The sequence below is a fragment of the Rhizobium sp. ERR 1071 genome (assembly GCF_007828675.1).
GTDB lineage: Bacteria > Pseudomonadota > Alphaproteobacteria > Rhizobiales > Rhizobiaceae > Rhizobium > Rhizobium dioscoreae.
On sequence record NZ_VITM01000005.1, the window covers coordinates 514681 to 537718 of the forward strand.

At 59.2% G+C, this 23038-nt stretch carries 23 protein-coding genes and 2 pseudogenes; 3 read left to right on the top strand and 22 right to left on the bottom strand.

Features of this window, described 5'->3' with window-relative positions; genetic code table 11:
- Positions 1-27: 27 nt before the first annotated feature.
- The 6 genes and pseudogenes from FBZ99_RS20710 to FBZ99_RS20735 form a co-directional block, all read right to left on the bottom strand.
- Complete coding sequence (locus tag FBZ99_RS20710) at positions 28-1224, bottom strand: epoxide hydrolase family protein (protein WP_145634626.1); 1197 nt, start codon at positions 1222-1224, stop codon at positions 28-30.
- A gap of 108 nt (positions 1225-1332) precedes the next feature.
- Positions 1333-1629: a DUF982 domain-containing protein gene (locus FBZ99_RS20715; protein WP_113421074.1), complete on the bottom strand. Its 297-nt coding sequence runs from the start codon at positions 1627-1629 to the stop codon at positions 1333-1335.
- A 121-nt stretch (positions 1630-1750) separates the two neighbouring features.
- The gene (locus FBZ99_RS20720; protein WP_145634629.1) at positions 1751-3742 is read right to left on the bottom strand and encodes a protein-L-isoaspartate(D-aspartate) O-methyltransferase; all 1992 of its coding nucleotides are present in this window, start codon (positions 3740-3742) and stop codon (positions 1751-1753) included.
- A gap of 110 nt (positions 3743-3852) precedes the next feature.
- Positions 3853-4104, bottom strand: coding sequence for a YMGG-like glycine zipper-containing protein (locus FBZ99_RS20725; RefSeq protein WP_095437759.1), 252 nt, complete (start codon positions 4102-4104; stop codon positions 3853-3855).
- Between the two features lie 35 nt (positions 4105-4139).
- Positions 4140-4614: pseudogene (locus FBZ99_RS20730) on the bottom strand (hypothetical protein).
- Positions 4615-4669: 55 nt separating this feature from the next.
- The gene (locus FBZ99_RS20735) at positions 4670-5143 is read right to left on the bottom strand and encodes a YciE/YciF ferroxidase family protein (RefSeq protein WP_246661155.1); all 474 of its coding nucleotides are present in this window, start codon (positions 5141-5143) and stop codon (positions 4670-4672) included.
- 338 nt (positions 5144-5481) lie between these two features.
- On the opposite strand from FBZ99_RS20735, the pseudogene FBZ99_RS33900 reads away from it, so the two are divergent.
- Together FBZ99_RS33900 and FBZ99_RS33510 are read left to right on the top strand one after the other, a co-directional pair.
- Positions 5482-5985, top strand: a pseudogene (locus FBZ99_RS33900) (alpha/beta fold hydrolase); the annotation flags it as partial.
- A gap of 41 nt (positions 5986-6026) precedes the next feature.
- A complete protein-coding gene (locus tag FBZ99_RS33510) occupies positions 6027-6344 on the top strand; it encodes an alpha/beta fold hydrolase (protein WP_246661156.1) in 318 nt (105 codons plus the stop codon).
- A gap of 169 nt (positions 6345-6513) precedes the next feature.
- Here FBZ99_RS33510 and FBZ99_RS33190 read toward each other — a convergent pair whose 3' ends face one another.
- The 13 genes from FBZ99_RS33190 to FBZ99_RS20800 all read right to left on the bottom strand — a co-directional run bounded on the left by FBZ99_RS33190 (position 6514) and on the right by FBZ99_RS20800 (position 18679).
- Positions 6514-6669, bottom strand: coding sequence for a hypothetical protein (locus FBZ99_RS33190; RefSeq protein ID WP_156090772.1), 156 nt, complete (start codon positions 6667-6669; stop codon positions 6514-6516).
- Positions 6670-6865: 196 nt separating this feature from the next.
- Complete coding sequence (locus FBZ99_RS20745) at positions 6866-7141, bottom strand: cytochrome C oxidase subunit IV family protein (RefSeq protein WP_145634633.1); 276 nt, start codon at positions 7139-7141, stop codon at positions 6866-6868.
- 7 nt (positions 7142-7148) lie between these two features.
- A complete protein-coding gene (locus FBZ99_RS20750; RefSeq protein ID WP_145634636.1) occupies positions 7149-7787 on the bottom strand; it encodes a cytochrome c oxidase subunit 3 in 639 nt (212 codons plus the stop codon).
- Positions 7780-9450, bottom strand: a complete 1671-nt coding sequence (locus tag FBZ99_RS20755) for a cytochrome c oxidase subunit I (protein ID WP_145634638.1) — start codon at positions 9448-9450, stop codon at positions 7780-7782. Before FBZ99_RS20755 ends, FBZ99_RS20750 begins: the two co-directional genes overlap by 8 nt.
- Positions 9447-10388 (bottom strand): cytochrome c oxidase subunit II, encoded by a 942-nt coding sequence (gene coxB / locus FBZ99_RS20760; protein WP_246661157.1) that lies wholly within the window; start codon positions 10386-10388, stop codon positions 9447-9449. The genes FBZ99_RS20755 and coxB overlap by 4 nt, the downstream gene beginning before the upstream one ends.
- Positions 10385-11191 carry an SCO family protein gene (locus tag FBZ99_RS20765; RefSeq protein WP_145634643.1) on the bottom strand — a complete coding sequence of 269 codons (807 nt, stop codon included), beginning with the start codon at positions 11189-11191 and terminating at the stop codon, positions 10385-10387. Before FBZ99_RS20765 ends, coxB begins: the two co-directional genes overlap by 4 nt.
- Positions 11188-11592 carry a hypothetical protein gene (locus FBZ99_RS20770; RefSeq protein WP_145634646.1) on the bottom strand — a complete coding sequence of 135 codons (405 nt, stop codon included), beginning with the start codon at positions 11590-11592 and terminating at the stop codon, positions 11188-11190. The genes FBZ99_RS20765 and FBZ99_RS20770 overlap by 4 nt, the downstream gene beginning before the upstream one ends.
- Entirely contained in the window at positions 11589-12641 is a 1053-nt protein-coding gene (locus FBZ99_RS20775; protein WP_145634648.1) for a hypothetical protein, read from the bottom strand. Before FBZ99_RS20775 ends, FBZ99_RS20770 begins: the two co-directional genes overlap by 4 nt.
- Positions 12638-13171 (bottom strand): c-type cytochrome, encoded by a 534-nt coding sequence (locus FBZ99_RS20780; protein WP_145634651.1) that lies wholly within the window; start codon positions 13169-13171, stop codon positions 12638-12640. Before FBZ99_RS20780 ends, FBZ99_RS20775 begins: the two co-directional genes overlap by 4 nt.
- Positions 13168-13728 carry a DUF3341 domain-containing protein gene (locus FBZ99_RS20785; protein WP_113388628.1) on the bottom strand — a complete coding sequence of 187 codons (561 nt, stop codon included), beginning with the start codon at positions 13726-13728 and terminating at the stop codon, positions 13168-13170. The genes FBZ99_RS20780 and FBZ99_RS20785 overlap by 4 nt, the downstream gene beginning before the upstream one ends.
- The gene (nrfD, locus tag FBZ99_RS20790; protein WP_113353074.1) at positions 13721-15058 is read right to left on the bottom strand and encodes an NrfD/PsrC family molybdoenzyme membrane anchor subunit; all 1338 of its coding nucleotides are present in this window, start codon (positions 15056-15058) and stop codon (positions 13721-13723) included. Before nrfD ends, FBZ99_RS20785 begins: the two co-directional genes overlap by 8 nt.
- Positions 15055-18006: a TAT-variant-translocated molybdopterin oxidoreductase gene (locus tag FBZ99_RS20795; RefSeq protein ID WP_145634653.1), complete on the bottom strand. Its 2952-nt coding sequence runs from the start codon at positions 18004-18006 to the stop codon at positions 15055-15057. The genes nrfD and FBZ99_RS20795 overlap by 4 nt, the downstream gene beginning before the upstream one ends.
- Before the next feature lie 4 nt (positions 18007-18010).
- A complete protein-coding gene (locus tag FBZ99_RS20800) occupies positions 18011-18679 on the bottom strand; it encodes a cytochrome c3 family protein (protein ID WP_145634656.1) in 669 nt (222 codons plus the stop codon).
- 199 nt (positions 18680-18878) lie between these two features.
- Between FBZ99_RS20800 and FBZ99_RS20805 the strand changes: the two genes are divergently transcribed.
- Positions 18879-19082: a hypothetical protein gene (locus tag FBZ99_RS20805; RefSeq protein WP_069614275.1), complete on the top strand. Its 204-nt coding sequence runs from the start codon at positions 18879-18881 to the stop codon at positions 19080-19082.
- Between the two features lie 170 nt (positions 19083-19252).
- Here the strand turns inward: FBZ99_RS20805 and FBZ99_RS20810 are convergent, their stop codons facing one another.
- The 3 genes from FBZ99_RS20810 to FBZ99_RS20820 all read right to left on the bottom strand — a co-directional run bounded on the left by FBZ99_RS20810 (position 19253) and on the right by FBZ99_RS20820 (position 23006).
- Positions 19253-19684, bottom strand: coding sequence for an NUDIX hydrolase (locus FBZ99_RS20810; protein WP_246661158.1), 432 nt, complete (start codon positions 19682-19684; stop codon positions 19253-19255).
- A gap of 217 nt (positions 19685-19901) precedes the next feature.
- Complete coding sequence (locus tag FBZ99_RS20815; protein ID WP_113396531.1) at positions 19902-20402, bottom strand: YciE/YciF ferroxidase family protein; 501 nt, start codon at positions 20400-20402, stop codon at positions 19902-19904.
- Between the two features lie 204 nt (positions 20403-20606).
- The gene (locus tag FBZ99_RS20820; RefSeq protein ID WP_145634658.1) at positions 20607-23006 is read right to left on the bottom strand and encodes a membrane-bound PQQ-dependent dehydrogenase, glucose/quinate/shikimate family; all 2400 of its coding nucleotides are present in this window, start codon (positions 23004-23006) and stop codon (positions 20607-20609) included.
- Positions 23007-23038 lie beyond the last annotated feature (32 nt).

A 23038-nucleotide genomic window follows, 5' to 3' on the forward strand; every position in this document is an offset into this window, starting at 1 on the left:
CTTCGCCACGAAATTGTCCTCGCTCAGTCAGTCGCCCTTTTTCTCAGCCTCGACGATACCATCGACCTTCCGGTGGATATTGGCTAAAGACGCCGCCCAATCCCGGAGATCGGCGACGACGAGATCCGGCACTTCCATGCTGGCGAAATGCCCGCCGCGATCGTGTTCTCGCCAATGAACGACGTCGTAACCCTTTTCGACCCAGCTCCGTGGCGGCCGCGGATGACGCGGATCGGGGAAGCTCGCGAACCCCACCGGGACGGGGACCCGACATCCTTCCGGCAGGCGTCGTGCACCCTCTGATTCTGCACCAGCGTACATCCAGGTCGCCGATCCGAAGCTATTGGTCATGACGGTCAGCATGAGGTTAGTGATGAGGGTATCGAGACCGAAGACCTCATCGATCGCACGCCCACGCAGATCCGCCCAGTCATGGAAGCGCTCGAGAATCCAGGCCGCCTGTGCGACGGGATTACCCGCCGCCAGGAAGGCGAGCGACTGCGGCCGCGTCGCGTGGAGCCGGCTGTATGCACCGAGCCGGTTTTCGGCCGCTTCGAATGCCTCGAGATAGGCGCGTTCCGCGTCGGTCGTCGGCGCCGCCGCGGGTTGCGCGCCGGGATAGTCGATGTGGATGCCGCGTACGTCTTCGCGGTGATCCAGAGCGAGCCAGGCGGCGATGACGACACCCCAGTCGGTCCCCGCCACCAGATAATCTTGATAGCCAAGCGCGTCGCGCATTAGGCGCGCAAGCCACCCGGCGGTGACGCGCGGGCCGACTGGCGCGGCCGGCTTATCCGAATAGCCGTAGCCGGGCAGCGAAGGGATGACGAGGTCGAATGCATCCATCGGCGTGCCGCCGAAGCGTGACGGAAAAGCCAGTGCATCGATGACCGGCCAGAACTGGTAGACCGAACCCGGCCAACCGTGGATCAGCAGGAGCGGACGCCGCCCCTGCGCCTCGCCGCGTACATGAACGACGTGCAGCCGCATCCCCGGCGCGACTTCGGCGAGCAGCTGCGGATAACGGTTGAGTATGCCCTCGCCGGCTTCGATATCATAGCTGTCTGCCCAATGACGGCAAAAACGGCGCAGGAAATCGGGATCACAGCCATAACGCCATCCGCTGTCCGCAGCGTTGTACGGCCATTCAAAGCCGCGAATGCGCGACCGCAACAACGCGAGCGCGGATGCATCCCAGCGTATATGAAAGTCATTGTCCGGCATCTACAGGAAACACTCAGCGGCCGTTGAAGTTCCGCATGAAAGACCCTCACGACAAGCCGGGATGCGGGCGGGTACGTAGCGGGATCTCGTCGGCGATGCACGAAAACGTCAAACGCCACCGATGTCGCGATCGCCGGCGCTCTGCTGACGAAATGGAAACTCCTCGATCGATGCCAACATATCGTTCTTCTTCAGGAACCGCTCGAAGTTCTTCCTCACGGCACTCAATGGAAACTGATCGACTACCGCATCTCTGCAGGCCCGCAGCATGACGACATGCGCGACGTCGCGTTTCTCCTCCGGCCATTCCTCAAGGAAATCAATGATGTCGTCGAGGCAGCATATTTCCTGAATGAAGTGCTTCCCTCTCACGAAAAGAGGGCGGTCAAACACGTGACTTGTCATTGTTTCCTTCCTTTACCTGGTGTGCCGATGGCCGAAAAATTTAGAAAGCGCATTTTTCTCCGCAAGAGGTGAAGCTCGCAACGAGCTTGGCCAGGACACGATCAATGTCGCGAAGCATCGTCTATTCACCAAAGGGATAGGTTTCCGGCATGCCGCGATGGTGCTCAATCCCAAGCGGCTCCACTGCCTGCGTCTCATCGAACCAGACATAGGCATCGAATTGCTCGGGAAGGATCGCCTGGCTGTAATGGCTCCACAGTTCGGTGTCGGGCCGATAGATGACGCCGATGAAGCGCTCCAGTCGTGGCTCGGAAAGGCGGCGCCGGAGTGGCTCGTGCTTGCCAGGCGACAGGTCGAGCAGGAAGCTGTCACCTCCCGCATCATGACACATCCGCTCGTAACTGTCAGGTCGGGAGGGATTCACATGCATGACTTCCATGTCTCCATCCCAGTCATGCGCGGCGGCCACCGTGCCAGTATGGGTGCCGAAACCGATGAGAGCCGCCTCGCCTCCGAAAGCCTCTCGACAAAGCTGGCCGATATTAAGCTCATCACGCGTTGCACCCATATCGGTAAAGCGTGCGTCACCGATATGACTGTTGTGCGCCCAGACGATCGCCTTGGCATCCGGTCCCTTCGCGTCAAGCAGGCGTTGCAGCGTTTCAAACATATGGGTATCACGCAGGTTCCAGCTTTCCGCTCCGCCATAATACATGATGCGGTAGTAGCGCTCCGCGGAAGCGATCAGCCGGGCATTCTGGGCGGCATCGAGGAAAGCGTCGCCGTCGTGCCTGGCATAATCCAGCCGCCTGCGTAAAAGATCCTGGCATTGGTCGATCACCGCCTGCTCACATTCCGCGTAACCGCGACTGAGCGCCGCCCGGCCATAGGTCGCGGGGTTTTTCTGCCAAGGCGTCAGGCAGCCGTAGCGCTCACGGGCGATCGCTGCCGCCTGCGGGTCGACCGTATCAAGATAGTCAAGCACTGCACCGATCGAGCCGGACATGTTGTAGATGTCGAGCCCGTAGAAGCCGGTGCGGTCCTCTGCGTCGATAGCTGCGTTATGCTTGCGCATCCATTCGATCAGCGCTTGGATCTCTGTGTTGCGCCACATCCAGGTTGGAAACCGTTGGAATGGTGTCTCCTCACGCCCTGAGGCCGACCGATGTCTGACATATCGATCTACTTTCGCCGCGTCCGGCCAATCCGCTTCGACCGCAACAATTGTGTATCCTCGACGGGTGATCAGGCAGCGCGTGATCGCAGCCCGGGCACGATAGAATTCGGCGGTTCCGTGGCTCGCCTCCCCGAGCAAAACGACGCGCCGGTCGCCGAAGCGGTCGAAAAGATGCCCGAAGGCAGGATCATCGAAGTTCGGTAGGTCTTCCGCTGCTTCGGTAATCAACTCCGGCAGGCTCTGCTTTCGAGACGCGCCCGGCTTATGATTGCTTGCCGCGCGCCGGCCATCCTCGGACCAGCCTTGCTCGCCGATCAGGGGCACAAACATCACAGCACCGAGATCCGTCTCCTCATAGCGTACCGCCGTGCGCCGAACGATCTTGCACAACCTCTGACCGAACTCCTCGCCCACGGGGATTACAAGCCGCCCGCCAATCGCGAGCTGTTCCTTCAGCGCTTCCGGCACGGCAGGGCCGCCCGCAGCCACCAGAATGGCGTCGAATGGCGCCTGGTCGGGAAATCCACGCGTACCGTCGCCGGCAAATATCTCCACATTGTCATAGCCGAGGTCGGACACGCGCCGTCTCGCCGGCACCGCCAAGGCTTCATGGCGTTCGATCGCATAAACATTCGCCGCGATCTGGCCGATCACCGCGGCCGCGTAGCCCGAGCCGGCTCCCACCTCGAGCACGCGATCGCCCGGGCGCACCTCCGCCGCCTCGATCATCAAAGCCACGATATAGGGCTGGGAAATGGTCTGCCCCTCACCGAGAGCGAGAGGCGCATCCTCATAGGCGAACTCGGCCATGCCCTCGGCGACGATGCGTTCTCTTGGTACGGCACGCATCGCATTGAGAACATACTCGTCCCGTATCCCGCGTCGCTTGATGTGCGCCTCGACCATATAATCGCGCATGCGCTGGTAGTCGGCCATCTTGGCCTCCTTGCCCTTTCCTCGCCGTTCCAGCGACTTTCGGGCGTGGTGTAAGGGCGAATCCGCTCCTATGGATTGTTCAAGAACGACACCGACCACGTCTGCTAAGCTCAACAGCGATCGACATAGCGGTTCCCGTTGCGGTCGCGGTAGTAGCAGCGGCCGGGCTGTCCTGCGACGTTCCCGATCAAGGCGCCGGATACTCCGCCCACGGCTGCACCGACCGCGGCGCCGCGAACATTGCCTGTTGCTACGCCGCCAACGACGGCGCCCGTGGCGGCGCCGATCCCGGCGCCTTGCTCTGTCGAAGAGCAAGCCGTGAGACACAACGCTACGCTGGTAACAATGATAAACGTTTTCATTTGAACCTCCATTTCAGTTCGCTCCAGCCGGCGTATCAACAACGACGATCAAGTAAGCGGATCTTCTCGCCGAACATATTACGCATCCTGGTCAAAATGCCCGGCCGATCGCCTGCAGCAATGATTGCACGAACGTTATGCGCGGCCGTCGATGCACGCACCGTTGGCCCGAAGTGGCAATGACAGACAAGCTTATGCAAGTGATTGTCACTCAGTTCGAAGAATCGCTTGGCTTCGCCGTAGCTGTCGTCTTTCAGGCCTGCTTCTTGCATAAGCTGGTCGGCAAACGCCACTGACAGAGGCGAGTTGTCCGCGCGCATGAGCGCGCGTTCCCTCGCAGGTTGAAATTCTATCTCCTCCAGGGTTGAAAGTGCTTGATGCCCACAGTCATCGAGAAGATCCACCCAGCGTTCGAGACGTTCGCGCCTGGTCATCGCGGGCAGCCGGTGCGGATATCCAAGATTGACATTGGCAACGGTCTGAATGTCTTGAAGGGGCATGGTGCTTCATTGAATGCTCCTTTCAGATAGAGCTCGCAGCCGGCTATAGTCACGATAGTGGTCCGTCAGTCAGACGGCAGCGCATCTCGATTTATTTCGCCTTTGGCCAATCGGGTCAGCAGGATGTCCGTCTGCTTCTCCTCTTCGAGGCTCCGGTGCAGCACCTCCTGATCCTCTCGCAGGTCCAGCTGGCCGGCCAGAGCGGCGGCCGTGCCGTATGCCGCGATCTCGTAATGTTCGAGCCTCTGAGCGGAAGCGATTAGACCAGCGTCACGCAGGTCATTTCCCTTCAGCATGGAAGCCATTTTTTCGGTCTCATGGATCAGAGCCTGCATCGCCTGATCCGTATGGGCTGCCGGGGTGGCTCCATGCTTCTGCAGGAGTGACACGAGGCGGTCCTTTTGCACCTCGGTTTGCGCGCGATGGTGGACCAGTGCATCCTTTAATGACGGATGTGCTGCGACCTCAGCCATTCGCAGCAACGAATCGGCGAGTTGACTTTCGACACTGACAAGCTCCTGAAGCTCGGCGAGATACATGTCCTTGAAACTGCTGATCTGCATCACAGCAATCCTTTCACCGCTTTGATCGGGTAATGAGCTTCCTAACCGGAGCAATGACCAAATGTTCCGATCAAATTCCAAAGCGGGTTTGAGCGATCCTGGAAGCCTCCCATTGAGCTGCTGCTCGGCTCAATACCGCGTTCCACGCCAACAAGGCTTTCGCCTCCCTCGCCCTTTCATAATCCCGCATTCCAGCTGTCTGACCCGACCATCAGCCTTGGAACAATAGGCATGCGCTATGGTTAGTCGTGTGACCATTTCATCCGCCCCGAGCCTGAGGCCAAGGAAGTGATTAATCGATCATGGACATGCCGATGACGAAACATATTAGAACACGCGATCTCGATATCGCCTATGAGGAAGCCGGTGACCCGCGCGGGAAGCCCATCGTGCTTGTCCATGGTTGGCCCGACGATGTCCGTTGTTGGGATAAGATCGTTCCTGCTTTAGTGGATGGCGGTCATCGCGTCATTGCTCCATATCTGCGCGGCACCGGTCCTACGACCTTTCTCTCGGCAGACACGATGAGGAGTGGCGCAATCGCGGCGCTAACCGAGGACCTAGCCGAATTCCTCGAAGCGCTCGACCTGAGTGACGTGGTGATCTGCGGTTATGATTGGGGTGCGCGTGCCGGTTATGGCGTGGCGGCACTCTTTCCCGCGCGTCTGCGCGGCCTGGTGGCAATGGCTGCGGGTTACGCTACCTCCCAGCCCATCAAGGAGATAAGCTACGACCTGGCAAAGGCATATTGGTACGAGTGGGTAGTTGCACTCAAGCAGGGACAGGAGGCAATGGACAAAGACCGGCTCCGCCTTGCCAGATTTCTCTGGGCGACCTGGTCTCCCGATTGGCCGACGAAATGGCACCCTCGCTTCAGAACGACGATTGGGCGCCGATCAGCATTCATGCTTATCTGCAGCGTTGGAAAGAGACACCCGGCGCGCCCGAGCACGAGGATGTCGAGCGCGGGCTTGCCGAAAACCCGGCGATCCAAGTTGCGACCCTGGTACTGCACGGCGCTTCCGACGGGTGTAATCTCGTTGATACCTCGGCTGGCAAGGACCAGTATTTCGCGGCACAATATGAACGCGTTGTTCTCGACGCGATCGGCCATTTCATTCCCCAGGAAGCACCGAAGCAGACCCTTGATGCGATCTTGCGCCTCACCACCCGTTGACGAGCACCTTCGGCGTTCGCCTCCGGGGCCAACGGCATCGCCGGCGCGGTCTAAAATCGTTGGGCACACATCCTCGACAGGATGACCAGGAAATCAGGCGCGCCGTCTCGATCAGGCGATGCTGATTTACCTGCCGCTTTTCGCATGTGCACACATCATTACGCCGCCGTCATTTGACCTGGGACGACACCGCCCCCGCGGTCGGCGGAACCGGCTCGCCGGGATGAAGTGCAAAGGCAAAATAGACAGCGATGAGGCAGGCAAGAACGAAAATCGTCACGACGAAAATCATCATGCGACGGCGTGCATCTGAGTGGTGGTCCATGTGGTCTCCTCGCGAGCTACTAACGCATGCTTGTCCGTTCGGCATCTCTCGTCGACCAGGGTAGAACCCTACCAGGCCGACAATGTTCCGAAGAGGTTTTTTCACGGGCGCGCATATCTCCATCGCTGCCACGATCGCGCGTGATGATCCGCCGGCGAACGTCGCGCGTTTTTTGCCCGAGAGGGCTCGCATGTGGCTAGACGAGCGCGCGGGTCCAGTAATCGACGCCGAGAAAGCCGAGCAGGATCAGCAGCCAGAGACCGGCGGCAAGCGCGGCAATGCGGTTAAGCGGCGTCTCCTCGTTCAGATGCATATAGCGCCAATAGATCATCGCGGATTTGATCGCCGCGATCGAAAGGCTGACGACCAGGCCCACCGCCCCACCCAGCACGAAGCTTGCCGCGATAGTGGCACTTAGCAAAACCAGCAAGATTACCCAGATAACGACGAGAGGATTTACGAGGCGCGGCATCTAAGGTTCACCTTGCAAGATAGAACACAGGATAGAGGAACACCCAGATCACATCGACCAGGTGCCAATAGAGGCCAACGGTGACGAGAACGATCGCCCGCTCCGGTAGCTTGATCGAGCTGAGCGTCAAGCGAAACAATAGCGCGATCAAAAGCACGATGCCGATCGACAGATGCACCGCATGCAGGCTGGTGGCGATGAGATAGAGGTTCATGAAAAGATGCTGAACGTCGTCCACATAGCGGGAATGCACGCCCTCTATCGGAAGCAGCCCTTCTGTAAACTCCATCCAATACTCGTAGGCTTTCATCACAAGGAACACCAAGCCGAGGGCAGCGGCCCCAACGAGCCAGCCGGACGCGATTTTGGCGCGGCCCTCCTTGGCGCTCTCCACGCCCAGGGCGACAAAAAGGCTTGAGGTCAGCAAGATCGCCGTGTTTATTCCGCCGATACCGGAATGTAATGCATGGGAGGCGCGGACAATCTCGGGCGCATGCGCCAGACGCACGGCGGCGGCAATGCAGAACAAGCCGCCGAAGAGCATGATTTCACTACCGAGAAAGACGTACATCCCCATCATCGCGGCACGATGCTGCTGGAGGGGATCCGTGAATGGCTCGGCGACGGAGGGCCTTGCGTCAGACATGCTCGTCCCTCATCTCGATCTCATAGTCGTAAGGCGGGCGATCGACGACTGGCAGCGTTTCGAAATTATGCTTCGGCGGCGGCGATGGCGTCGTCCATTCCAGTCCGGTCGCATCCCATGGGTCGTTGGGTGCCGGCTTGCCATAGCGCATCGAATAGATCAGATAAATCAATGGCATGAGGTAGGCGATCCCAAGAACGGCGGCGCCGCCGGTTGAAACGACGTTCAGCACCTGAAATTCCGGCGGATAGACATGATAGCGCCTCGGCATGCCAAGATAGCCGAGCAGAAATTGCGGAAAGAATGTCAGGTTGAATCCAATGAAAAAGAAGATCGCAGTGACCCGCCCCCAGGCCAGGGAATACATGCGCCCGACGATCTTCGGCCACCAATAATGCAGCGCGCCGAAGAAGGCCGATATCGTTCCTCCGACCATGATGTAGTGGAAATGCGCGATCACGAAATAGGTGTCGTGCACGTGGACGTCGATTGCAAGCATCGCCAGCATCAGCCCGGTCAATCCGCCGAAGACGAAAAGGCCGATGAAGGTCATGGCGAAGAGAAACGGCGGATCGAGCGAGATGTGACCTTTGAACAGCGTTGCCGTCCAGTTATAAACTTTCACGCCGGAGGGGATCGCCACCGCGATGCTGAGAAAGGAAAATGCGGCACTTGCATAAAGCGATTGCCCTGAAACGAACATGTGGTGGCCCCAAACGAAGAAACCGAGGGCCGCGATCGCGATCGAAGAGCCGGCCACGAACTGATAGCCAAAGATTGGTTTATGGGCACCAGCCGCGACAAGTTCGCTGACGACCCCAAGCGCGGGCAAGACCATGATGTAGACGGCCGGATGGCTGTAAAACCAGAAGAGATGCTGGAATAGCAGCGGATCGCCGCCAATCGCGGGGTTGAATATACCGAGACCGAACAGCCGTTCCAGCGAGATGAGCACGAGCGTGATCGCCAGCACCGGTGTCGCCAGTACCAGGATCAGCGATGTCGCATAGAGCGACCAGACGAAAAGCGGCAGTCTGCCCCAGGTCATGCCGGGACAACGCAGGGTATGAACCGTGACGATGAAGTTCAACCCCGTGAGGATCGAGGAAAAGCCGACGATGAATACCGCGCTTGCGGCCAGGATCACGTTGCCATTGGCATACATTGTCGAAAGCGGCGTATAGAACGTCCATCCCGTATCGACGCCGCCCGCGATCAGGATGAATACCGTAAACAGCCCGGCGAGCATGTAGATATACCAGCTCAGCAGGTTCAGCTTGGGAAAGGCGAGATCCTTGGCGCCGATCATCAACGGGATCAGGAAATTGCCGAAGGTGTTGGGGATGGATGGAATGAGAAAGAACCAGACCATGACGACGCCATGGATCGTGAAGGCGCGATTATAGCCTTCATTGGTTAGAAGGTCTCCTGCCGGCGTCAGCAGATCGAGCCGGATCAGCGCGGCCGCGGCCGCACCGATGAAGAAGAAAAACGTGATGGAGAGTGTATAGAGAACACCGATGCGCTTGTGGTCCGTCGTCAGCAGCCACGACTTGAGACTATGCCCGGCGCGCAGGTAGCTGACGCGCTGCGCCGTGGTTTCCGTTGAGCCGCCTCCGCCGACATTGGCCTCTTCAAGCTTGGGATCAGCGACATCGGTCATTGTGTGCCCCCCGCCTGCCCTAGTGATTTGACATAGGCGACGAGCTTCATGACATCCTCCTCGCTCAGAAGGTCCTGAAAGGTCGGCATTATCGGCTGATAGCCGGCAACGACCTGCGATTGCGGCAGCAGGATGCTGTCGCGAATATATTGATCGTCCGCAGTGACGATCTCTCCAGATTGAAGCGGCACTGGATTGCCATAGATGCCAACCAGTGAAGGCGCTCGCACCGACGCCCCCGGATCGTGACAGCCGCTACAGCCACGGCTGCGAAAGAGTGTCGCCCCTTCCGCGGCGAGGCTCACGTCATTCGAGGACAGGGACAGCCATTTGGCATAGTCGGTGGGGTTCATGACGATAAAACTGCCGGTCATCTCTGAATGATTGCTGCCGCAATATTGCGAGCAGGCAATGCGATAGGTGCCTGGCTTGTCGGCCACGAACCAACTCGACGTATATCGCCCAGGCACGACATCCTGCTTGATGCGCAGGGCCGGGATGAAGAGGCTATGAATGACATCCTGCGACGCCATTGTGAGCTTGACCGGCTGACCGGACGGTACATGCAGTTCGTTGATTTCGGCCTGTCCTTCGGGATGCTGGAATTTCCACATCCATTGCTTGGCAACGACGTCGATCTGCATGGCGTCGGCAGGCGGATGATAAAGCCTGGCGAAGAGATCCGTCGACCAGACATAAAAGCCGAACAAGGCAAGAAACGGGACGATGGTCCAGGAAAGCTCCAGGGGAATGTTGCGGTTCGGCGCATGCCTGCGATCGGCCTCCTTGCCCCGCCGATATTTGACGATGAAGATGAGGAGCAGGACGAACACCGGCGCCGACAGCGCCACGATCAGCACGGTGAAGGCAATGACGAGCAAATCGATCTGATGACTGTAAGCGGACGCGCCGGAGGGCCAGAGCGGAATGAAATTCACGGCAGCCTCCTTCCGGCATCTTTCGAACGGCACTCGCGAAGGAGCAAGATGACAAGCACACCGATGCCGAGGATCGCGACGAGGCCGCATGCGACACGAAGCGCAATCAGAATAAGGGACGAATATCGCCCGGTAAGCGGATCATAATGATAGCACAGCAACAAAAGCTGGTCCTGCCAGCTACCGATGCGCCCCTCACCGGCCTCGGTGAGCGCAAGTTTCAGGTCTCCGCTGGTCGGCGCAAGTCCGTAGAGCCACCGGCTTAACCGCCCGTCCGGTGTTAAGACAGCGACAGCGGCATCGTGGGCATATTGGCCAATGTCGGGATCCCAGGCATAACGATAGCCGAGGGCATCGGTGACGCTATGAATGGCGGCCACCTCGCCCGTCAGCGCATGCACGCCGTCGTTTGTGAGTGAGGGAAAGCGGCGCTTCAGCTGTTTGAGCGAAGCCGAAGCCTCTTTGGGACCCTCGCCTGCATCTATGCCAAAGGCGACAATTGTAAAATCGGTAGCCGGCCGAAATGACTGTCCCTCTATCGCCTCCATCAGCCCCGACAAGGTGACACCACAGATATTGGGACAATTATGCAGGACGGGCGCCAGCACGATCGGCTTGCCGCCCCCAAGCTGGCGAAGGGTCACGACGCGATCGGCCTCATCATGGAAAGGCAGATCGAGGGGGATGAAGGCATCCGGCTTCTGATCGATTCCGGTCACAGAGAATGGATCGAAGGCGGCTGAGCGTGCCTCGCCGGCGCAGACAAGCAAGGCAAGAGCCAGCGTGAATGCGGCCGTCCTCATCGCGCTTCCTCCCGTTCATCGTGATCCGGCCAGCCGCGCGCCGCCAGGATGACCATGGCCCTGTCGATCGGAATATGCGCCGCCCCGACTTGGCGATCGATCCAGCCGTAACCCTGAAGACGCTGTTCCGCCTGCCGCTGAAGCAGCTCGCGATTGGCGGATGGTGACACTTCGAGGCATGGGCCTAGCTCCGCCTGCTTAGACCCGAACTTCGTCCGCGGCGGCGCGGCGTTCGGGCCAATCCACCACAAAATGCCAAAGACAAGGAGAACCGAAAGACCCATGCCGAGGAAGAGGCCAAGCGTCACCCAGAGCACCAGCCGGGGAGAGACATCCTTCGGTTCGAATAGTGGCGACGCTTTCTGCCGCCGCGGCTTCCTGGAAAGCGAGGCAGCCATCATGAAGCCTCCGCCGTCGCGGTCGCCGCCAGCCGGCGCGCGACCTTGCTCGCGCGGGAAAGAATGGCAAGCGTGATCTGCGCGAGACCGGCAAGCGACAAGCCATAGGCTATGATGGCGTAGCCGAGATGCGCTGTCAGCCTCGGCAGGACGAGCCAGGCGTATTCCAGCAACCGCCCGGCGAGGATGATCGATACCAGACCCACCAACCACCGTCTGGATCGGCGGATCGGTGGAAAGAACAGAAGGAAAAGTGGCGTCAGATGCAGGAAGGTAATCGAGACCTCGACCAACGACCAAATGCCCGTACTGCGGCGCTGAAACCAGAGGGCGCCCTGAACCAGATTGCCCGACCAGATGATGAAATATTGCATGAACGCCAAATAGGCCCAACAGAGGATGGCGGTGATCAACACCGAACCGACCACGCTCGGCTTGGCGACACCACCCTCCCCCAGGCTCATGAGCACCAGCAAGGCAAGCGCGGTCAGCATCTGGCCGGAGAGTACATAGAGCGCGAAACCGGAGGAATGAAAGTGGGGATCGAGCGACATCAGCCAATCGGTCGCAAGGATTTCCTGCAGGAGGACGAAACCGATGAGTCCACTGATCGCAATCGATCGAGATTGGCTGCGCAACAGTGCCTGCGCAAGCAGATAAGCGGCGGCGAGAATAAAGAGGGTCCTGAGATCAAAGAATAACGGCGTCAGGTAGATCGCCTTGAACGGTTCCATTGGAGGCTGCCGAACCCATTCATAGACGGATGACAGGCCGAACAGGATCGGCAGCCAGCCGATCAGCACAAGCGGCAGCAGCGACAGCGACGATCTCGCCGCATGATCGAGATCATGCCGCCAGATTCCGGGAATGATGCGCATCATCATGACCAGACAAAGCGCACCCAGCGGGAGCGCGCTTACGAAGACCAGCGCGGAAAGCCAACCGAGCAAGGCAGGCGCGGGCGCGACCAGCGCCAGGGAAAGGGCCGCGAGGCAGAAGATCACGCCGCTCAGCGCCAGCAAGCGGGTCGGCAGGGCTTCGACCCGGCTCATGATCCCGTCCTCTTCAGCTGCGCCTGATCCTCCGGCGGCAGGCTCGCGACACTGGCGCCCTGACTTAGCTGCAACGCCCGGATATAGGCTGCGATCGCCCAGCGATCCCGTGGAGAAACGCGGTCCGCATAGGAATACATCACGCCGTGCCCCTTGGAGATCACCTCGACGAAATAACGGGATGGCGCCTGTCGCAGTCGGTCGATGTGAAAACTCGGCGGATGGGGAAAGCCTCGCGCCGGCACCGTGCCATTGCCGTAGCCGGCGTTGTCATGACAAGGCGTGCAATAGATGCCGAATTCCTGCTGCCCGCGCTGGAGAAGCTCGATATTCATCGCTGGGCGATCGGCAAGCGCCCGCGCATTCTGAAGATCGTCCCGCGCGACCGTTCCATCCGGCGGCGCCTGCAGGGCTTTGCCATCGGCAAAGAGCTGGCTCTTTTCATAAGAATCATAGCGCGGCTGATGGTTCATGTCATCGCAGCCGGCAAGCAGAAGCATCGGCGCAAGAATGAGAAGACCGCACCTCATTCCGGTTGCTCCGTATGCTCGACGGCGTCCACGCTGATTGGCTCGAGCATGCCGAGAAAGGCGCGTGTGCGCTTCGCATGGAAGCGCTGGTCGTTACTCAGAATGATGAGAAAGAACTTGTCGGACTGCCCGAGCTGGAACGCCTCGATGTCGAATAGCGGGTGATGCAGTCGCGGCAAGCGGTTCAGAAGCAGCATGCCGAAAATTGCTGAAAGTACGGCAAAAAGAACCGTGAGTTCGAAGGTGATGAGCATGAAGGACTGCCAGGCAAAGAGGGGCCGACCGCCGATTTCGATCGGATAGGCGTAGTTGGTGTAGAGTTGCAGCCCGTAGCCGAGCACCGCGCCGAAGAGACCGCCGGCCAAAGTCAGCCACGGAATGATGTTCTCCTCGAAGCCGAGCGCCTCCGTCAGCTCTTCGACCGGATACGGAGAATATGCCTCCATGGCGGTAAAGCCCGCCTTGCGCGCGCGTTTCACCGCCTCGATCAGTCGCTCTGGCCTGTCGAATTCGGCCAGCAGCCCGAACAGATCTCCTCCAGGACGCGGCTCACGCATGCCTCAAATCCCCCGTCTCGCGTAAAGCCTCCTCCACTTCAAACGTGGAGATCACAGGCAGGAAGCGCACGAAGAGAAGGAACGGTGTCAGGAAGACGCCGAGCATTCCGGCATAAAGGCCCCATTCCCAAACGCTCGGATGATATTGGCCCCAGGAGGAAACCAGATAGTCGCGATATAGCGATGTCGTCAGCAACATGTAACGCTCGAACCACATGCCGATCGTGACGGACAAGCCGATCAGGAAGAGCATGGGCGGCTGGCGTCTGACGCTTTCGAACCATAACAGCTGCAGCGGTAGGAAATTCAAAATGACGGCGCTCCAATAGCTGAAGGCATAGGCGCCGGCCAGCCGGTCCATCAGCGTTCCCACCTCCTGCAATTCACCGCCGTAAAGGCTGTCGAACACTTCCGCGACATAACCGTAGGCCGTCATCAGGCCGGTTGCGAGCAGGAAGCGTCCGAGCAGGTCGAGATGGCGGTCGGTGACCAGCATGCCAAGACCGAGGGCGTGGCGCAGCACGACCGCGATCATGGCGACGACGGCGAAACCGGAAAAGGCCGCCCCAAGCACGAAATAGGGCGGGAAGACCGTGGAGGTCCAGCCCGGTATCGGACCGGCGGCGAAGAGAAGCGAAATTTCCGAATGAACCGAGACCACCAGCGGAACGGCGATCGCTGCCGTCAGCCTGTAGGCCTGGTTCCAGCGTGCCCAGTGCCGGGCGGATCCCCGCCAGCCGAGCGCCGCGAGCCCGTAAATCACCTGCTGCCAGCGTCGCCTGGCGCGGTCGCGTACCGCCGCTAGATCCGGGATAATGCCGATATACCAAAACAGTATGGAAACAGTGAGATAGGTCAGGACGGCGAAGAAATCCCAGCTCAGCGGGCTCTTGAACTGCGGCGAAATCGTCATCGTATTGGGATAGGGCGCGATCCAGTAGAAGAACCATGGCCGGCCAAGATGCAGGATGGGATATAGCCCGGCGCAAATGACGGCAAACAGCGTCATCGCTTCGGCGAAGCGGTTGAGCGAATTGCGCCAGTGGGCACCCAATAGAAGCAACATTGCCGAGATCAACGTCCCGGCGTGCCCGATGCCCAGGAACCAGATGTAGTTGGCGATCGCCAGACCCCAATTGACGGGAATATTGTTGCCCCAGACGCCGACGCCCGAAATGAGAAGCACCGTCGCCGAAACCACAAAGGATAAAAGCAGCAGCAGGGAAAATGCGAAGCATATCCACCATGCGACGGGTGCCGGATATTTCAACGGGATCCGCGTGATCCGCTCCGCGGCCGCGGCGTCCTGATCGCGAATTTTCCCGCTCATCCCGCTGCCTCCGTCTTTGCAAGGGACGGATCTTCGATCCGGGCGAGATAGGTTGTTCGGGGCCGGGTGTTTGCTTCCTCGAGCAGGCTATAGTCACGCAAACCTGCCTTGAGTCGACTGACACCGGAATTGGGGTCCGCGACATTGCCGAAAGTAATTGCCTGCGTCGGGCAAACTTGCTGGCAGGCTGTAACGATCTCGCCATCGTGCATCGGCCGGCCCTCCTTGTCGGCTACGATCCGTGCCTCAGCGATGCGCTGGACGCAGTAGGTGCATTTTTCCATGACACCGCGGCTGCGCACCGTTACATCCGGATTGCGCATGGCCTGGATCTGCTCGGCATCGTCGCCCGTGAAGTCGAACCAGTTGAAACGGCGCACCTTATAGGGACAGTAGGACGAGCAAGTGCGTGTGCCGATGCAGCGATTATAGATCTGCAGGTTCAAGCCATCGATGCTATGGACCGCGGCATTGACAGGGCAGCCCATCTCGCAAGGCGCCTGCTCGCAATGCATGCAGGGGACCGGCTGAAAATAGGACTTCGGCGCCGTGGCATCGCCTTCATGGTAATGATCGATCCGCAGCCAATGCATTTGCCGCCCTTCGGCAACAAGTTCCTTGCCGACCACCGGAATGTTGTTTTCAGCCTGGCAGGCGGTCACGCAGGCATTGCAGCCGATGCAAAGATCGAGATCGATCGACATGCCCCAGGAGGGATCCGATATCGGCCTGTCCGGATAGAGCGATGGCGGCTTTTGCTTTTGATCCGGCCGGGAGTGTGGATCAAGCTGCCCGACTTCGACCGTCCGGATGAAGTCGAAGCCGTCGATCGCCTGGTGTAATTGTGTCGTTGCCACCTGCAGCATTTTGTCCGTCGGCTCGATGGTGACGCCGGCTATATGCCAAGGTGTTGCCGATCGCCGCAGGCCGTAGGCGTCATAGCCAAGACCATCCGCGATCGAATCCTTCAGCTTGCGTCCATAACCGAGCGTGATGGCGATTGTATTGGCTTCCTGACCTGGCATGATCCAGACAGGCCCGTGAATGGAAGCGTCCCCCGCCGTCAATTTGACCTCGGCGCCATTTTCCAACTTCCGTTCAGATGCAAGTTGCGGGCTGATGAGGATCACGTTGCCCCATGTGATCTTGGTCAGAGGCCGTGGCGTCTCCTGCGCCCAGGCATTCTCCGAGAGGGTACCGTCCCAGACGCCGGCATCCGGACGAATGACTAGGGACAGGCCGGAAGGGGCGTCCGGCGCAGCCGGCGGGACGGCGCGGTCCAGAATGGTCGGGATGAGCGACGGTGCGGCACTATCCGAAACGAAGCCGCGATAAAGCGCGTCGCGCCAGCGCTCGTCGAACTCTCCATCCCAGGCCGCGCGCCAGGTCTGCTGCACCAGATCCCTATCGCTCAATGCGCGGCCCATCATTGCTTCAAGCACGACATGCGCTGCGCGTACCGCATAGAACGGCCGGACCAATGGCTGGATCAATGTCACGCTGCCGTCCACAGCACGCGCGTCACTCCAGCTTTCAAGATCATGTTGAAGCGGCACATGCCAATGCGAAAGAGAAGCCGTTTCATCGACATAGAGCCCGGCGTGAACGCGGAGCTTCACCTTCTGCAAAGCATCGCGAAACGCGAGATCGCCCGGCGCAAAATAGGCGGGATCGCTACCGATAACCGTCAGTGTCGACACCTTGCCGTCGTTCATGTCGGTTACAAGCACGTCGAGCGATCGCGGGCCGTCCGGCGCTTGGGCATTGACCGGCTCGGAGAAGTGAAGCGTGTTTCCGAGACTCCCCAATCTCTCATTGATCAGCAAGGCAAGCGCCTGAAGATCGTCTCCATGATGGACGCCGACCAGCACCAAGGCATTGGCCTTAGATGCCTGGAGAGCGGTTGAGGCGCCGATCACCCATTGTCGCTCGTGATCAGCGAGGCTGACATCCCCCAGGCCCTTGAGACCAATCCGCGCGCCTATGGCGCGCAGCAGGCGATCCATCCCCGAACGCGATGCAACGAGGTGCATATCCGCAACCGCCCCAGTGGCCGAAGGTGTCGGTTCGGCCACGAAGAGCCTGCTCGCCCCTTGCATGTGTTGGCGCAACCGCCGGCGATCGGCGAAGGCACGGGCATATGACGTCTGCCGAGGACCAGGGCCGAGGAAATCGTCGTCGAGACTGACGATGGTTTCGGCGGCGGCGAATGCTGGCTGAAACTCCAGCGGGCGACCGAAAATGTGCTGCGTGGCGTTCCATCGGCCGGTCTCAGGCAATGGATCGCAGATATGCCACCGTGCCCTTGGCCACCGCTGCATCATCGCCTCGATCTGGCGGCGCAAGGTCGGCGAACTAAAAGGTGCGGTCAGCAGCCGAAACCCTTCCCCTCCAGTCTTGTCCAGTTCATCAGCTTTCGCCGCCATCTCGGCATCGAATGCGTTCCAATCGGCGGGCTTGCCCAGGTGCAGCGGCGTTTGCGAGCGACCGGGATCGTAAAGGCCGAGGAGTGAGGCCTGCGTGAAAGCATCGGTGGCCCCGCCGCATACGGGATGATCGGGATTGCCTTCCAGCTTGACCGGTCTGCCGGTGAAGGTCTTGCCGAGGATAGGCTGCGCGTAGCCGCCAAAGGTCGCGGCTGTGGCAAACCACTTGGCGACGCCGACGCTCACGCGCTCGGGCGCCTGGACGTATGGGAGCGCCTCCTCGTCCTCCTCGCCCTTGCAGGCCGAAAGGCCTGATAGCGCAAGCGATGCCGCCATGATCTTGAGGAGGGTACGGCGGTCGAAGGTGATACCGCCTCTGTGCATCATCGGAAATTCACGCCTGGAGAACCGGTGAAACTCCTCCGTATCGGCGAGCTCCTCCAGTGCCCGCCAGAAATGCCTCCCCGTCTTGCCGATCAACCGCTCGTGGACCGTGTCTTTTTGAACCGGACGATCTATCATCGGATCACCTGTGACAGATGTTGCATTGGATGAGTTTCCTAGGTTCGATGCCATAGGCTTTCACCACCTGCGCGCCGAAATCCTTGTGCTGCTCGGGATTGGCGTCCCAGTCGGACCAGTCTATGCGCGTCACCTGATCGGGCGGGCGCAGATTGGGCGCCGGATTTCGGTGGCAATCCAGGCACCACTGCATCCGGAAGGGCTGCGCGCGCGACATCAACGGCATCCGATCAACCCGCCCGTGGCACGTCACGCAGGCAACGCCGCGAGCGACATGAATCGAATGGTTGAAGTAGACATAGTCGGGTAACCGGCTGACGCGGTTCCATGTGAGCGGCACGTTGGCCGCGAGGCTGTGTCGGACCGGCGCCAGCATGCTGGCACCGGTCCAGATTTGCGAGTGGCAGCTCATGCAGATATGTGTCGCCGGCAGTCCTGCGCGGGCGCTTGTCTCGACGGAGGTGTGACAATACCGACAGTCGATACCGAGACCTCCGACGTGATGCTCATGGCTGAAGGGAACCGGCTGATCCTGCACCCAGCCGACCAGGGTGCCATAGCTGGAACTCGCGTATCCGCCGACAAACAGGACGATCAGGAATATCAGGATGGCGGCAACGAGCAGAGATGCGCGCAGCCTCGTATCAGCCGATGCCGTAAAGATCTGCGCCACGGAATTCCCCTGAATTCGCCCTCGCAATGGGGTCAAACGAAAACCGGGGTTGAAAGTTCCACCATCTGTAGTGTCGGCCGCAGATGGTGCATTCCATCCCGTTTGCCTGGAACAATGCGGGATACCGGCAGTTTTTAAGACGAAGGCGGATCGTCTTTGGCGCTATCGCCGCAAAATACATCCCAGAGGAGGCCCCGCTATGAAACATCAGCAACCTCGTGAAGGCGCGCCAGGAACGACGGATCAATCGCCGCGATGGGAAGGACCGGCTGGATCAAAGCCGGCTGGATACCTACCGGCCAAGGATGGAGGTGAAAAAGCGCGCGATGCCCACGGCGAAAATATCGATCATCCACGCAAGCGTCGCGTATCCGACGCACTGAAACAAAAAGGCGATGATTGACGATGCCGCCAGGCCATGGCGCCGCCACGAAAACTGCCAAGAAGTGGCGCAAGCTTGCGATTGGTCGCGATGAGGAGGAGAAGGATTCGACCCCGGCCTGAACCAAGGCGTATTAGATTGGCCCACGGTGAAATTGCATGGTCGCGTGAGACGATGCCCACGGCTATTGCTTAATCCGTCTCCGTAGGCCTTGTTTCCTCCAGCACAAAGCGCATCAATAGCCCCTTCAGTTCAGGTTCGCGCACACGGCGGGCTGCCTCTTCCGGCATCATCCATTCGATTGTCCGCTGCCCACTTTCAGGAAACTTTCCACATTGTTTTTGGACTTCAAGCAGGTGAACTTCCACCACTGACGGTATCGTCTGCCTGTCAGCCAGCATCTTCAAATATGTGAAATATCCGAATATCCCCTTTTTGACCTTGCCCTTGACGCCTGCCTCTTCCCAGGCTTCGCGTCGCGCCACCTGACCACCATCAAGCCCTTTAATCGGCCATCCCTTCGGGATCATCCATCGTTTGGTCTCCCGTGTGGTGATAAGCAGCACTTCACGCGAATTATCGTCGCGATGCCGAAAGCATAACGCGCCGTATTGCTCGGCCATCTCTCCGGCGGCGATGGTCTCTATATGCGCGGCAAGTCGCGCAAGATGGGGTCGGCGGTTTGACATGACACCTCTAACTTACCGGCCCATGGGTCGGCATGATATCGAAACCGACAAGCTCCCTTCAACGCTGTCGCACGAAGCATATTCGTGACCAGGGCGTCCCCTGACGGTGCGCTGCTTCCGCAACGCACCAAAGATCAAAGGCAACCATGTTTCATGCGGCCTTTCTGGCCTTCGCATTGGCCGCCGTCTCGGCGAGTTTCGTTAGTTTCTGATCCGTCGCCTTTTCTTCCTCCAGCGTCTGCTGCAGGAGAGTGACGGCATCCTTCAGACCGAGTTGCTTGGCCCATTCAATAAGCGTGCCGTAGCGGGCAATTTCGTAGTGCTCGACGGCCTGCGCCGAAGAGATAAGACCGGCATCGAGCGCCGGCGTGCCCTTGAATTCCTCGATAATCTCGTCGGCCTCGGCGATAATGCCCTGGATTGCTTCGCAGGTCTTTCCGCGCGCTGGCTTTCCAAGCAGCTCGAATACCTGCTCCAAGCGTTCCACGTGGCCCTGGGTTTCGTCGCGGTGATGAAGGAAACCTTGTTTGCCCTCCTCGGCATGTGCCGCGCGTGCCATCTTTGGCAATGCCCTTAGAATCTGCTTCTCGGCATAGTAGATGTCTTTCAATGTTTCCAGAAAGAGATCATTCAAAGTCTTCTCGGATGCCATTTGGAGTCCTCCAACATTTTGAGAAAAGATCATTTTGAAGCAGCGCGCCGATGTGCCGGTCTTTTGCGCGTGATGTTTTCTCCTCTGGCTTCTTCTTGAGATCTTCCTTGGCTCCTCCCGAACGGACGGCCTGAAGATTGGTTCCCGTCTCATTCCAGGAAAATTGCTGTCAGCACCGCCCTGAACGGAAAATTGCTTACTGACCTAGCGATGCGGCAACGTAAAAGCCACGATGTCGTCACCGTTGCGCGACTGCAAGCCGCCGTGCCCACCAGCTGCAACGACGACATATTGTCTTCCGTCCGAGCCGAGATAGGTCAAGGGGGTGGCGTTTCCACCTGCCGGCAGGTGAAACTGCCAGACGACCTTTCCCGTCTTGCCATCGAGCGCGCGGATATATTGATCCGTCGTTGCGGCGATGAAGATCAAGCCGCTACGTGTCGCAACACTCCCGCCCATGCTGAATATTCCCGTGGGCAGACCAAAGGGCAGGCGCAGTCCAAACGGCCCCATATCCTCTGTCGTTCCAAGGGGACGCTGCCATGCGACCTTTCTTGTCAACAAATCGATCGCCTGCATCTGACCCCAAGGCGGGCGGGTACAAGGAATGTCAAGCACACCGAGCCAAGCTTTGACGACAATGGAAAAAGGCGTGCCATGCTCGGGATTATTTTGGAAGTCAGGCTGCGGATATGGCTGCTTCCATCCGCCCCATGGCGCGAAGAGCCCTTTGGCGAGAGCAGACGCATAGGGCAGCATCTGCAGTTGAAACGGCATGAATGTCGTATTGATAAACAAGAGTTTGCGTTCCGGATCGACCGTCGCGCCATACCAATCGGAGGTCCCGTCGAAGGCTGGCCAGCCGATGGTCGGTTTCAATCCTGGCGGCGTAAACAAACCGTCGTCCCGCATCCGCCGAAAGGAGATCCGGCAGAGAAGCTGATCGATGGGAGTTGCACCCCACATATCCGCTTCTCGAAGCTTGGGCGCGAGCAATTGCGGCATGCCGGTCGAGAAGGGTTGTGTGGGCGAATAGCGTTCGCCCGGTATATCGCCCGGCGGTACCGGCCGCTCGTCGACCTGGGCCAAAGGATGGCCATCGCGGCGGTCAAGAAGAAAAAGCTGGCCTTGTTTGCTGGTTTGAACAAGCGCCGGGATACTGCCGCCCCTATCGTCGGGGAGATCGACAAGCGATGGCCCCACGGGAAGATCGAAGTCCCAGAGATCATGATGCACGGTTTGAAAATGCCACCTCTCCTGCCCGGTGGTAAGGTCCAGCGCCACCAGCGAGCTTGAGTAGTGGTCGTCGAAAGATCTGCGCTGCCCTCCGAAATAGTCCGGAGTTGCGTTACCCAGGGGCACGAAGACGAGATTGAGCTTTGGATCGGCCGTATAGACGCCCCAGCCGTTCGGCGTTCCACGTGTATAGGTTTCATCTGCACCCAACGGCCTGTTAGCGGGATTCTTCCCCATGTCCCAAGACCATGCAAGTCGCCCCGTGTTTGCGTCAAAGGCGCGTATCACGCCCGAAGGCTCGCCGACGGTCTGATTGTCATAGACCCATCCTCCCAGAACTATACGCCCGTTCAGGACAAGCGGCGGCGACGAAATGAAATGAAACCCTGGCGGAACCGGCCCCATGTGATCGCGCAAATCGACCGTCCCCCGCTCACCGAACTGTTCGCAGGGCTTGCCCGTATCGGCATCAAGTTCGAACAGCCTTGGAAGATCCGATGCCGTCGAGATTATGCGGTGCGCGCATGGTCCCGCGGATGCCACGGACGAGGCGTCGTAATATGAAACCCCGCGGCAAGCTTGATAGACATTGTGCGACATGTCGCCGCCCGGATCATAACGCCATTTCAGCTGTCCCGTCGTTGCATCGAGCGCGATAACCTCGCGATGCGGCGTGCAGAAATAAAGGCTATTTTCAACCTTTATCGGGGTCGCTTCAAAGCTGAACTCCCTGCCTTTGGAATTCTCACCCGGCCTCGGCTTGTCGCCCGTCGAAAACGACCAAGCCTGTTGCAAGAGATTGACATTGTCAGGCGTGATTTTGTCGAGAGACGAATACCGGTCTCCCGCTGGCGTGCCTCCGTAGTAGGCCCAATCGCCTGCTGAACCAGCATCGCTGTGATCTCCATCCATGACCTTCCAGCGGGCGGGATCGCCGAAACTGATGGTCCTGGCTTCGCTGATCCGATAACCAGAGCCAAAGACGAAGATCAGGATCGCCAATGAAAAAACGAGATTGGTGACGAGGATCATTCTTGCCCTTGCCAAGCGCTCGATGCGACCGGCAATCCAAGGGGACCAGATCCATAAGCCAAGAACCGCCGGAGCGACCAGTCTCGGGATAAGCGCCCAGCCATCAAAAACGGATTCGGTCAGAGCCCATGCCAGCGTCCCGATCAGCAATAACGTGTAAAGCCATGGACCGAAGACGCTTCCCCTGGACAACAGCACCGCAATACACAAAAGGATGATACCAGCTATCAGATAATAGGAAGTGCCGCCGAGTATGAATAGCCATGCGCCAAGGCACGCAAGGGTGATGCCGATTAGCCCGACGAGACAGGCCGTAAACATGAAAAGAACGCGCATCAAGGCTCCTCTCGTTGGCGCGAAGCACGGTC